Below are 12,298 nucleotides of genomic sequence, written 5' to 3'. Positions count from 1 at the left end.
CAGCGTGACGTGTTCACGTTCATTCCCTCGAGATCAGGCTGTTTGGAGGCGGGCCGTGCGCGCTACGGCGTCGATGCCCGGAAGGATGGTGGCCAGCAGAGCATCGATCTCTGCAACGGCTTGCCTGGCGGCCGCTTCGCCCCGCCCATACGGGTCGGCGAAGTCGACATCCCCACCCGGAGGTGTCTTCGTGTGTGCGAGGTAGGGCAGCGGAGCGGCCCGGCGAGGGATCGTCTCGAGGAGCAGGGCCGCGCTGCGGATCGTGAAGGTGTTCCGAACGGCCTTGGGCGATTCGCTGAGCATCCACGAACGATGGGTGCCCTCGAACGCCAGGACGAGGTCGGCGTCCTTGAGCATCGCCAGATCGACCTGACGGGCCACGTGCGGGGTGGTCTCGACGCCGATCCCACGGACGGCATCTGCCATCGTGGGATCGATGTCCTCGCCGACCAGGGCCCGCACGCCGGCACTCGACACCTGCCAGTCGCTCGCCGACCCGAGGCGGGCGCGAGCGATGAACTCGGCGGAGACCGAGCGCGCGATGTTCGCGTGACAGACGAAGAGCAGGCTCGGCACTAAGCGCCTCTGCGCGATCGGCGGCTCTGGGGCTGCTCGCTCACCGGTTCCGCAGACTGAGTCTCCAACTGGGCCGGAACGACAGGTGCCGATCGCACCTGCGCGGGCTGCGACGGCGCAAGCGATTCGCGCTGCGCCGGGACCGCGTCGTTCTGGGCCCTGAACTGCTCCGAGGGGTCTGCGTGCCCCTTGACCGCCTTGAACTTGGGCATGCCCTTCTTGTCGGCAGTGACGTAGTAGCTGCGGTTGCGGCGGTACTCGTACCCATCGGCGGTGTCGCGCGGGGGCACCATGTTGAGCACCGTGCCGAGCATGCGGCTGTGCACCTGCTTGAGCATGTCGCGCGCCGCCGAGACGTCTTCGCGACGCGTTCGTCCGGCGGAGGCGACGAGGACGACGCCGTCGACGCGCGTGGAGAGCACGGCCGCGTCGGTGACCGGCAGCAGAGGAGGGGCGTCGATGACGACGATGTAGTCCTTGGAGAGGAGGCTGACGATCGACTTCATGGCTTCTGAGCCGAGCATCTCCGAGGGGTTCGGGGGGATGCGACCCGACGGGAGCACGTAGAGGCCCGGGATCTTGGATCCGACGAGCGCGTCCTCGAGCGACACCTGCCCGCTGAGCACCTCGCTGAGACCGATCTTCCCATCGATGCCGAGCACTGTGGCGACCGTCGGGCGTCGGAGGTCGGCATCGATGAGGATCGTGGGTGTGTTCGACTGGGCGAGGACCTGTGCCAGCGATGTCGACACCGTCGACTTTCCTTCACCTGCGTTCGCGCTGGTGACGACGATCGAGCGGATCTCTTCGTCGACGCTCGCGAATCGGAGGTTGGTGCGCAGGCGACGGAACGACTCGGCCGCGATCGCGTCGGCGTCGTTCGTGCCGCGGTTCTTGCCCATGAGCTGCGGCGACTTCGGGATGCGCCCGAGCGTGCCGGCGCCTGAGGCGGCGGCGAGGTCCTTCGAGTCGCGCACCTTCACGTCGAGCGAGCGACGAAGCAGTGCGAAGGCGTAGGCCAGGAGGAGGCCGATCGCACCGCCGATGATGAGGTTGTTGCGGAGGTTGGGACTGACAGGCGAGGTCGGCTCGACCGCGTTCTGCAGCTCGACGACCGTGACCCCGGAGGCTCCGCCGCCGACCTGGGTCTCGATCTCCGTGATGACGTCGGCCATAGCCTGCAGCGCGCCGTTCGCGAGAGCGACGGCCGACGAAGGCGTGCTGGCAGTCGCCTGGACGTTGATGAGGTTGCTGTTCGGCGCAACGGTCGCGGACAGTCGTCCGTTCAGCGTCTCACCCTCCGCCAGCCCGGAGTCAGGGTTCTCCGCGATCTTCGCGTAGACGGGCTGGCTCGTGATGAGCGGGATATAGGAGTTCGCCTTGGCGATCGCGGCCTCGGAGCCGTTGATGTAGCCGAGCTCGGCGTTTCCGCTCGCCACGACGAACCCGGCAGAATTGGCCTCGTATTCCTTGGGCTGGATCTGCGTGTAGCCGAACGCCGCCAGCAGGCCCACGATCGCTCCAACAGCGAGGATCTTCCAGCTCTTGCCGGTGAGACGCAAGAAATCGAGTACCGTCACAGCGCGTACGCCTCTCCTAGACACAACATTCCGCGCACGGGAATAGCACCCGTGCGCGAGGACAACTCACAGTAACAACTGGATGCATTGAGCGCCATCTGGTGGCGCATCGGACGAGGCTCCAGCCACGAATCACCGACTGCCTTCATGTCACCTGCCCTCACGAGGGAACGAGGCTCCGTCGACGAGCTCATGAAGACGCTGCGCGAACGCCTGCTCAGAGAATTCATGGGCATGCGATTTGATGGCGGGCACGTCCCAGACCTGGAATCGAGACGCCGCGATGGCCTCAGCGATCGCGGCCGGAGTCGGCTCGGCGAAGAATCGTCCTGTGAAACCCTCGAGGACCGTATCCAGGTACCCACCGGCTCGCAAGGCGATGCTGGGCTTTCCCCACGCCGCCGCTTCGATGACCGTCAGCCCGAAGTCCTCATGCGAGGGCGCGACGAGCGCCCGGCTCCTGGCGTAGAGCCAACGGAGGTGCTCATCGCTGATGCCGGACACCAGGCGGGCGTTCTCCGGCAGCATCGCCGAGAGCTCGGCTCTCTGGGGCCCATCACCGACGATGACGAGGCGCTCGTTGGCGAGCCCCGCTATCGCGCGGATCGCAGCATCGACGTTCTTGTACGGGAGCAGACGAGACACGAGGAGAAGGTGACCACCCTCCCCGACGAACTGTTCCAGCTCAGGCATCGGAGTGCGCGGCCCGCTGACGTCGACGCTGTGCGGCGGGAAGAGCAGCTCAGAAGAACGGCCGTACACATCCTCGACTCTCCGCTGCACGATCGACGAATTCGTGAGGTAGGTGTCGACACGGGCGGCCGCCCGCTGATCCCATCTCTTGAGAAACGGCGTCAGCGCGCGCAACCCGAGGCGAGCAGGAGAGAGGGGGCCCGCGTCACCGAGGTACTGATCGCTGAGGTAGAGGTAGCGCGCGGGCGAGTGGCAGTAGGCGATCGTCCGCCCGGTCGCGTTGAACCCGTGGGCCCACCCGGTCGTCGACGCGATCACGACATCTGCATCTATGCGGATGCTGGAGCTCGCGGCGGCGAGGAACGGCAGCGCCTTGCGGTGATCCCTCCTCAGGGGAGCGATGTGATTCAGTGCTGACGTGACGATGTCGAGATCGCGGAACTCCGGGAACGTCGTCTCCGGCTCGTACAGCGTCGTGAAGATCTGCGCCTCAGGAAACGCGCGACTCAGGGAGAGCACGACGCGCTCGGCCCCGCCCCTCTGCGTGATGTAGTCGTGGGCGATAGCCACTCGCGGACGCGTGGGTTCAGTCGCGCGCATCCGATCACCTCGGTTTTCAGTCATTGGGCACCAATAGGAGGTGATAGGCACGATCCCCGCAAGCGGGCACTCGGAACCCGGTGGCCCATCTCCGCACATCCTATGCGGCGGCCGGCGCTGCGGGTGGAAAGCAGAGAGTGCGCAGCTCGACTTCCCCCCGGAATCGAGCTGCATCGGCGCTGTTGGTCAGCACCGGGACAACACCGTAGCATCGGAACGTGACCGAGAATTCTCCCCTGGCCGGGGCCAGCAGCAAAACTCCCGCGTTCGTCCGGGATTCCTTCTTTGCCGTCGGAAACACTCGCATCATCGACGCCGTGCTCATGATGTTCTTCGTCGTCCGCATCGCGACACCCGGCATCGGACTCCCGGTGAACGACGTCGCAGGCCTCCTGCTCGTCGCCATCGCGGCCTTCCGCCGCCCCGCCAGGCAGCTGAGCGGCACGACCTGGTTCACGGCAGGCAGCATCTTCCTGGTCAGCTTCCTCGCGATCGTCGCCATCGCGACAGGTCCAGGCCAAGCCGACGTCACGAGACTGGGGCGCATCCTCATCATGCTGCTCCTCGCAGGCTTCATCGCCAGCGGACGCATCGACATCATCTCGGGACTCAAGGGCTTCTCGGTCGGCCTCCTCGCGAACATCCCGCTCTTCTACGCCGGCATCGCCCCGGATACCTACGGCGGACTCCTGACGGGCTTCCTCAACGACAAGAACGTCGCCGGGTTCACCTACGCGATCATGACCGTTCTCCTCTTCATCATCTACACGAAGACCTGGACCCGGATCGCGCTCGCCGGAGCTGGCACGGCTGCCGTGGTGCTCACGGACTCGCGCACCTCTATGGCCGCTCTCGCCGCGGCACTCATCTGGCTGCTCTGCGCGCGGTTCCTCGGACCCTTCTTCCGGATCCTGCTGGCCGGGCTGCTCCTCTCTGGATTCTTCTTCGCCGAGAACAATCTCTCTCAGGTCGGTGCCTACGCTGCCCGCGAAGGCTCGGACGAGCTGCGCGAGCGCATCGACGCGGCGTCTCTCGAGAAGACGTTGTCCGCCCCCTGGTACGGTCACGGGCTCGGCGAGGCGACAGTCCAAGTCGTGGGAGACCCGTGGTTTTACCACAACTCCTACTGGGGGCTCATCACCGAGGGCGGCTACGCGTTCCTCGTCGTCATGCTCGCCTTCCTCGCGTTCGCCGGTTTCCAGTTCCTGGGGAAGGGCAAGCAGACGCCTGAAGCGCGCATCGTGGAAGCTGCCACGATCGTCATCCTGCTCTGCTCCTTCCGCCTCGGGGAGGTCTTCATCACCCTCCCGACGTTCATCACGATCGGCATCGGCATGAGCATCTACTCGCAGCGTCACGCCTCCTGGACCGTTCGCCAGGCGGCCGCCGGTCCCGAGGTCGAGGGAGCTCTCTTCCCCATCCAGCAGCGAGTCAGATAGCTCCGCGCGTCAGATCGTCGCGACGCGGCTCCGGTCAGACTCCGCCGAACCTCGGCAGCGGCCACACGATCGAGAACACCTCTCCGACGACATCGCCGTCGCGGACGGTGCGCAGGCACGACGCATCCACGCCGCCACCTCGACAGGCGGCAAGCGAGTCCGACGAGTTGGTGCGGTTGTCACCGAGCACCACGATCTGCCCCTCAGGCACCGTGAACTCGTCGAAGCAACGCAGTGATGCCGGCGAGGTCGAGCAGTCGAGCGTCCCCGGGACGAACTCGAAATCGAGGTCGACGTACGAGCTCTCGTCGAGCGCCACACCGTCCACGACGATGCCGCCCGTGCCGGGGTCGACCGCCATGGTCTGCCCTCCCGTGGCGATGACGCGCTTGACGAGGATGTGCGAGAAGCCCTGACCGATGCCGAAGACCTCGCCCACAGCTCTCGCAGCGAACCGGAGAGGGTCGCTCGGCGGCTCCGGGGGCGCTTCATCCCAGGTGTCAGAGGCGGCGAACACGACGATGTCGCCCGTCTCGGGCGCAGCCTCGCCGAGGTACGCGAGACGGTTCACCAGGATGCGGTCGCCGACGGCGAGCGTGTCATCCATGGACGCCGACGGAATGGCGTACACCTTCACGAGGAACGCCTGCACGAGGGCCAGCACTGCGAACGCGGCCACAAGGTGGAACAGCGGATGCGAGGTGACTCGCCGGAGCCGAGAACGTGGAGCCCGCTTCGCCGGAGGACTCGCAAGCTCCCCGCCGCTCACTGCCCCGCCGGACTTCCGACGACGGCGGCTTCGCCCTGCTCGACGAGGTTCACCTCGACGAGGTTCGCCTCGACGAGCCCGTCGAGGGCGACCTGGACCAGCTGACGCGCATCCGGCACCTCGCCGTATTGCGCGATGAGCTCGGCCGTGAGCTGTGTGAGCGTCGTCCAGTCACCGAGGAGCTCCCAGAGGCCAGGAGCGATTCCTGCGAGCTGCCGGACGATGCGCGACTCGAGCGTGACGGCCTCGTTCTCGAACAGCAGCCAATGCACCCCCGGCGCCCTGCGGTAGGCATCTTCGCTGAGCCTGACGGGCACCGCGGAATCGTCTGGCGCGCTGTGCCCCGACATCCACGCCTGGATGTCGCCGTGCGTGTCGAGGATCTGAGGGACCAGGGCGACGACCTGGGACGCCTCCGAATAGGTGACCCGGCGCACGCCGTCCGTGGAGTCGATGAGCTGCGCGAGCTGCACGAGCGGGTCCGGGAGCGCGGGAAGGTAGCTGAGCTCGGGGACCATCCATCCGATGGCGCTGCCGGTCGCGACAGGAGAGAGCTGAGGCCCGTCTTCGAGCTCGTGGGCCTCGACACGGTGAAGCAGGACGATGGCGGCGATCTTGAGCGGTGCGCTCGGCAGCGGCCGCAGCCCGAGCCGCGCGGGCGACAGCTGCGCCTTCGGCTCGGTCGGATCGACGATGACGGAGAGCGGCTTGCGATACGGCAGCACGTTGCCGTCGAAGTCGATCGCGAGCGTCTCGTCGGTGACGTAGCCGAACTCGCGGCCGAGCGTCTTCGCGAGCGTCGTCTTCCCCCGCCCGGACGGTCCGACGAAGGCGATGACGCGGCCGTCATCGAGCGCGATGCCCGCAGCATGGAGCATCACGAGGCGCCCGCCGTTGTGCTCGATCGCATCGAGCGTCACGATCGTCGAGATGAGGGAGGCCAGCTCTTCTGGCGTGCTCTGCACGACATCACCCAGCTCAGGCACCTCGAAGGGCGTGAGCGCCAGACGGTGGCTCTCGTCTGGTTCCCCATCGCCGTGCGCGCTCGTGACGTCGGTCCAGGCTTCCCGCAGGTCGGCTTCGAACTGTGGAGAGATGCTCTCGTCCAGCTGGAGCTCGACGTCCACGCCAATGGGTGTGAGGCGCAGTGTTCTCGTCATAGCGGCCACCCTACCAATTACGCTGGCGTTGGAACGGACCAGGGCACCACTCCCCTGGCCGGCATCCAGTAGAGGAACCACGAAGAACAAGCCACACGCACGCACATCCGGCCCCAGACCTCGATATGCTCGCCCTGGCGGGTCCTCCAGGCTCGCCGATCACATGTAAGGACCGCAGTGACAGCAGCTGACGCGTCTCCGGACGCCGGGACCATCGCGTTCTCCGTGAGCGATGGAGTTGCACTGTCGACGGCCCTGGCGCAGCACGTGGCCCGGCAGCACGGCATCCGCATGCTCGTCATCAAGGGCCCCATCTCCGCCGATCTGGGCCTCCGCACCCGCAGGCACTCGACCGACGTCGACATCGTCGTCGAGCCGGACCGCGCGAAGGACCTCATAGCGGCGCTCGGCGAGTACGGGTGGACCCCGCGCCCTTGGCCGGACTTCCCGAAGCTCCTCGAGCAGCACTCACGCACGCTCATCCACGAGTCATGGCCCAACGACATCGACGTGCACCACTACTGGCCAGGCTTCCTCGGCGACCCCAGGGTCGCCTTCGATCGACTGTGGCTGCATCGCATCCAGGTCCAAGTGGCGGGGCACCCCATCGAGGCGCCAGATCTCGCCGGAAGCGCACTGGTCCTCGCACTTCACTCCCTGCGCGAGGAGGGTCAGGTATCAGTGGATTCCCGGCAGATGACGGAGTACGCCGAGCTCGTCGAAGCGCTGAAGACGATGGAAGGCGCTGATTCGGAGTTCGTCTCCGACAGCCGGATCTCCGCATCGCTCACCGAGCAGATCCTCCAGGACGCGGTCGGGACCGACTCCACGCAGACCGCGAGACGCTTCCTCATCGATCTCGGCCACGACGTGCCGCTCGTCCCGAACTCCACCGCGAGCGAAGCCCTCAGGCTCTGGCGCCTCAACGCCAAGGCCGAGCACGCCATGACGGGATGGATGCTGAAGCTCCAGCGGGCTCCCCTGCTCGAGAAGCCGAGCATCGCCGCGCGAGCGTTCTTCCCCGCCCGTGCGGATCTCGAAGCGATCGACCCGGACCTGCGCAACGGCGTGATCACCCTCCGCCAAGCCTGGTGGCGTCGAGTGAGCCGTGGCATGCACGGACTCGTGCAGGCCAGGCGTGACCTTCAGGCCTTCGACGAGCGCTGAGGTCTGTCTCTGCCTGACGGTTCGTGGCTACGCGGATGCGCCGGCAGAATCGCGCGTCTGCAGAAGGCGCGCTGACAGGAGCTGCGTCACGAATGCGACCACTTGGTCGCCGATGACCTGCTCGTCCAGCTCGTAGTCGGCCGCGAGATCGGCCACGATGGTCCGCAACGAGCGGACCCCGTCGAGCTCATCCCAGATCACTGAAGCCGTGCCGCTCAAGACCAGGGGCTTGCACTCTCGGTCGTCGAGCGCCAGTACCTTCAGCTCTCCGGTCTCGTCGTCCCGCACCGCTGCTACCGCAGCCACGGGTGCGACAACAGCTTCGAGGAGCTCCTCGTCTTCACGACGCTCATCGTCGGTACCCTGGTCCATCCTGCAAGCCTACTGTTCAGCGGACGGGCAGGGCGCCCCGAACCTGCACTCGCAAGAAAGCGGCGGCACGCCCAGGGAAAAGGGGTGCCGCCGCTTCGCATCGCTTGTGCCGTTTAGTAGGCGCCTTCACTTGCCACGACCGCGCGAGCCGTGCGGAAGAGGATGACGAAATCGCCTGCCATGGACCAGTTCTCGACGTAGTAGAGATCGAGGCGAACCGTCTCCTCCCACGTGAGGTTGGATCGTCCGCTGACCTGCCAGAGGCCCGTGATACCCGGCTTGACCATGAAGCGACGGTGGACGTGGTCCTCGTACTGCCTGACCTCGCGGTCCAGCGGCGGACGAGGGCCGACGAGCGACATGGAGCCACCGAAGACGTTGAAGAGCTGCGGGAGCTCGTCGATCGAGTAGCGGCGGATGAACTTGCCGACCTTGGTGATGCGAGGGTCGTCCTTCATCTTGAACAGGATGTCGTTGCCAGCGTCGCGTCGTTCGCTCTGCAGCTTCTTCAGAACCTCTTCCGCGTCTGCGCGCATGCTGCGGAACTTCCACATCGTGAAGCGGTTGCCGCTGTAGCCGACACGCTCCTGCTTGAAGAACACGCCGCCGGGCGAAGTAGCCGCGACCGCGATCGCCGTGCCGACGAGCAGCGGAGACAGGACGAGGATGAGCAGGCCCGACACGAGCACATCGAAGGCTCGCTTGAGCAGGAGACCCATGCGCGTGAACTTCGGCGAGTCGACGTGGAGAAGCGGGAGTCCGGCGACCGGGCGCGTGACGATACGCGGTCCACCCACATCGAGCAGACCAGGCGCGACGATGAGGAAATGACGGTCGGGGTCGAGGTCCCAGCCCACTTCGCGCAGCCACTGCGTCGACGTGACGTCGTTGCCCGCGATAACGACCGTGTCGGCGCCGATGGCGTCGAGGGAGCCGGCGAGATCTTCGGGATTGCCGCCGATCGGCACGTCGGTGCCGGGCAGGAAGTCGGGCGAGTTGGGGTCGAGCTCGCCGCTCTTGCCGTCGATGAGGCAGGCACCGACGACGTTGTAGCCGGCGGCCTCTCGACGCGAGAGGTCGCGGTTGAGATCGAGGACCGAGTAGCGCGATCCCACGAGCAGCACGCGAGCCTGCAGGTTGCCGCCCTTGCGCTGGCGCACGAGCCACTGGCGTCCGATCCAGCGCGAGAGCAGAAGCGCGACTGTTCCGACAGGGAAGGCGATGAGCACGTAGCCGCGGGCCAATTCGAACGCGGTGAGGTAGGCGAAGATCGAGACGATTCCCGCGAGCATCAGCGATGCGTTGAAGACGCCGCGGTACTCCTCGAAGCCGGACCCGAGGATGCGGTAGTCGCGGGTGTCGAAGAGCGAGAGCATCCATGCCCATCCTGCGACGATGACGCCCGAGACCAGCCAGTAGGAGACCTCGTTGCTGATGAACGCGTTGGCGCCCGACGGGACCGCCGCGTTGCCGCCGCCCAGCCAGAGGAGCTGAGCAGCCATCATGACCACGGCGAGAACGGCGAGATCGGTGAGGACGAGAAGCCGGGCGTAGCCCTGACGCCAATTCGCTCGCCGCTTGTTGCTGCGCTGAAGGCGCGCGTTCGGTTCCGCCGTATCCTGCGCGAAGTGCGGCTCGACCGAGGGCACTGACCTGCTGTCGCGGAGATCGTCGGCCGTCACGACCGGGATCTGCGCGGTCGCTGGGCCTGAGGAAGGTGGCGTCACGTGTGCTCCAATAAGAGATGAGTACTTCTTGGTGCGCACACCGCTCGGGGGCTACGGCTATGCGCTCGGGTCTCCGCGGCCACGGGCCGCTCTCTGTACGGGCCTGTGGCTCGTCATAGAGATCCTGGGTGCCAGCTGAGACTATCCCAACGTTCATGCATAACGAAAGGGTTACCCCGGTCTTTTTTCCGCATCGAGGGCGTGTTTTCCTGCCCGAAACATGTTCGGTGTGCTTCAGGACGTAAACGGTCGGCCGACAACCACCGACGGCGCGAATCGCGACCGAAACACGCCCCGTGTCATACTCGCCTGCATGGAGCAGACCCCAGGCCAATCTTCGTCGCGCCCTCGAAGCGACGACGATGCCCTCTCAGATCTCTTCGAGCACGACGCCGCGGGTGGCTCCGACGGCACTCGCCGAGGTTCCCGCGAAGACGGGAGGAAGAAGCGGCGCGGCCCGAAGATCCTGCTGTGGACGCTCGTGGGCGTCCTCGTCGTCGCCATCGCGACGGCTGGCATCATCTGGTGGAACGTGAAGAGCACCTGGGATGGCATCGAGAAGATCGAGGACGTCTTCCCAGACGAAGCCGGCCGACCAGCGCAGATCGAGACCGAGGCTGGAGCCCCCGTGAACATCCTGCTGCTCGGCAGCGACTCGCGCGCGCCCGGCAGCCCGTCGATCATGACCGACCTCGGCAGCCGCTCCGACACGATGATGCTCGTGCACATCCCGGCAGACCGCAGCGACGTGCAGGTCATGTCGATCATGCGCGACAGCTGGCTCGCGATCCCCGGTCACGGCGAGGCGAAGATCAACGCCGCCCTCGCGTTCGGCGGCGTTCCCCTGGTCGTGCAGACCGTCGAGGGCTTGCTCGGACAGCGCATCAACCACGTCGCGGTGGTCGACTTCGACGGCTTCGCGGGCATCACGGATGCGCTCGGCGGCGTGACGATCAACAACGACGTTGCGTTCACCTCGTCCCACAAGGCTGGGCACCAGTTCGCAGCTGGCCCGATCACGTTGAATGGCGAGGAAGCTCTCGCCTTCGTGCGCGAACGGTACGCCTTCGCGGACGGCGACTACCAGCGCGTGCGCAACCAGCAGGCCTGGGTCAAGGCCGTCCTCGACAAGATGCTGACCACGGAGACCCTGACGAATCCCGGCAAGGTGCAGGAGATCATCACGAAGTTCTCGCCCTATATCGGTGTCGACGACTCCTTCACGCTCCAGACGATGATCGACCTGGGCATCTCGATGCGGGACATCCGCGGCAGCAGCGTCCGCAGCTTCACGCTGCCCACGAACGGCACCGGCATGGTCGGCGACCAGTCGGTCGTCTTCCTCGACACGGTGAGCATCGCGGATCTGAAGAAGCACCTCGCCGCCGACACCGTCAGCGAGTACCAGCCGACGGGCCGCTAGGCGCACACCTCTCATCCACCCCGCTCCCCCAGCTGGGTCGCTCTCAGCCCGTTTCAGCTTCTGAGACGGGCTGACGACGACCTACTCGGGTGGGTGCGGCTGCGGAAAGCCGGCAGAGCGAAGAGCGCCTCGACGCATCCGTCGGATCCGACGGATGCGTCGAGGCGCTCTTCCGCGACGCGTCGCGCGGTCAGGTCCCGCTGCAGAGGATGCGCGTCGACGACACGGAGCCTGCGGACTTGGCGCCGGTTGCGACGTACCCTGTCGGCAGCGCCGTCACGGCGTTGAGGGTGAAGGCGTCGCTGATGGAGAGCGTTGTCCGGATCGCGAGCGTCGCGTCTGCTGCCAGCGGTGCCGTGAGAGTGATCTGCCTCGACGTGCCGCTGAGCACGGCGACGCGGGCTGTCCCGCCGGTGACACTGAAGAACCCGATGTTCGCGATGCCGCTGCCGATGACGGTGACGGTGGTGTCGGCCGGCAGGGATGAGGTCGAGGAGGCCCGAAGGAGGAATCCAGGCCCGACGAGACCCAGGACACCGCATGTGCCGGTGAGCGAGTATGCGCCGAGGTTTTCGGCGGTCGAGGCCGCCGCGTGCGGGGCGGCGACGGCCACCGCGATGGCGGGAACAGCCCAGGCGCTGCCGCGGAGGATCGCTCGACGACCGGAGTCGACTTCGCTGTGTGGACGTCGTGGTCGGGAGGCGGCAGGAGTGCTCATGAGGAGGGCTTTCTCGGGCGAGATGAGAGGAGCATTTCGGCGGAGCATGTGCAGATGGCCTGCGCCTGGTTCGG

11 protein-coding genes are annotated in these 12,298 nt (G+C 66.4%); 3 read left to right on the top strand and 8 right to left on the bottom strand.

Annotated features, from left to right (window positions below; all coding sequences use genetic code 11):
- Positions 1-33: 33 nt before the first annotated feature.
- The 3 genes from C5C17_RS02560 to C5C17_RS02550 all read right to left on the bottom strand — a co-directional run bounded on the left by C5C17_RS02560 (position 34) and on the right by C5C17_RS02550 (position 3,449).
- Positions 34-576, bottom strand: coding sequence for a hypothetical protein (locus tag C5C17_RS02560; RefSeq protein WP_181028449.1), 543 nt, complete (start codon positions 574-576; stop codon positions 34-36).
- Positions 576-2,156 carry a polysaccharide biosynthesis tyrosine autokinase gene (locus tag C5C17_RS02555; protein ID WP_104251824.1) on the bottom strand — a complete coding sequence of 527 codons (1,581 nt, stop codon included), beginning with the start codon at positions 2,154-2,156 and terminating at the stop codon, positions 576-578. Before C5C17_RS02555 ends, C5C17_RS02560 begins: the two co-directional genes overlap by 1 nt.
- A 150-nt stretch (positions 2,157-2,306) precedes the next feature.
- A complete protein-coding gene (locus tag C5C17_RS02550) occupies positions 2,307-3,449 on the bottom strand; it encodes a glycosyltransferase (RefSeq protein ID WP_104251823.1) in 1,143 nt (380 codons plus the stop codon).
- 218 nt (positions 3,450-3,667) lie between these two features.
- Between C5C17_RS02550 and C5C17_RS02545 the strand changes: the two genes are divergently transcribed.
- Positions 3,668-4,888, top strand: coding sequence for a hypothetical protein (locus C5C17_RS02545; RefSeq protein WP_104251822.1), 1,221 nt, complete (start codon positions 3,668-3,670; stop codon positions 4,886-4,888).
- Between the two features lie 34 nt (positions 4,889-4,922).
- On the opposite strand, the gene lepB is transcribed toward C5C17_RS02545, so the two are convergent.
- Together lepB and C5C17_RS18475 are read right to left on the bottom strand one after the other, a co-directional pair.
- Positions 4,923-5,567: a signal peptidase I gene (gene lepB / locus C5C17_RS02540; RefSeq protein WP_181028448.1), complete on the bottom strand. Its 645-nt coding sequence runs from the start codon at positions 5,565-5,567 to the stop codon at positions 4,923-4,925.
- Positions 5,568-5,653: 86 nt separating this feature from the next.
- Positions 5,654-6,817, bottom strand: a complete 1,164-nt coding sequence (locus C5C17_RS18475; protein WP_181028447.1) for an ATP-binding protein — start codon at positions 6,815-6,817, stop codon at positions 5,654-5,656.
- A gap of 177 nt (positions 6,818-6,994) precedes the next feature.
- Here C5C17_RS18475 and C5C17_RS02535 point away from each other — a divergent pair, with 177 nt between their 5' ends.
- Positions 6,995-7,984, top strand: a complete 990-nt coding sequence (locus C5C17_RS02535) for a nucleotidyltransferase family protein (protein ID WP_104251820.1) — start codon at positions 6,995-6,997, stop codon at positions 7,982-7,984.
- 27 nt (positions 7,985-8,011) lie between these two features.
- Here C5C17_RS02535 and C5C17_RS02530 read toward each other — a convergent pair whose 3' ends face one another.
- Complete coding sequence (locus C5C17_RS02530; protein ID WP_104251819.1) at positions 8,012-8,356, bottom strand: PqqD family protein; 345 nt, start codon at positions 8,354-8,356, stop codon at positions 8,012-8,014.
- A gap of 113 nt (positions 8,357-8,469) precedes the next feature.
- Positions 8,470-10,083, bottom strand: a complete 1,614-nt coding sequence (locus C5C17_RS02525) for a sugar transferase (protein ID WP_258065836.1) — start codon at positions 10,081-10,083, stop codon at positions 8,470-8,472.
- A 313-nt stretch (positions 10,084-10,396) separates the two neighbouring features.
- On the opposite strand from C5C17_RS02525, the gene C5C17_RS02520 reads away from it, so the two are divergent.
- Entirely contained in the window at positions 10,397-11,506 is a 1,110-nt protein-coding gene (locus tag C5C17_RS02520; RefSeq protein WP_104251818.1) for an LCP family protein, read from the top strand.
- Between the two features lie 190 nt (positions 11,507-11,696).
- On the opposite strand, the gene C5C17_RS02515 is transcribed toward C5C17_RS02520, so the two are convergent.
- Complete coding sequence (locus tag C5C17_RS02515; protein WP_104251817.1) at positions 11,697-12,224, bottom strand: hypothetical protein; 528 nt, start codon at positions 12,222-12,224, stop codon at positions 11,697-11,699.
- Positions 12,225-12,298 lie beyond the last annotated feature (74 nt).

Source organism: Pseudoclavibacter sp. RFBA6 (assembly GCF_002931575.1).
GTDB lineage: Bacteria > Actinomycetota > Actinomycetes > Actinomycetales > Microbacteriaceae > Pseudoclavibacter > Pseudoclavibacter terrae.
Note: the sequence above shows the minus strand (reverse complement) of the source record. Positions and strands in the feature narration are given on the sequence as shown.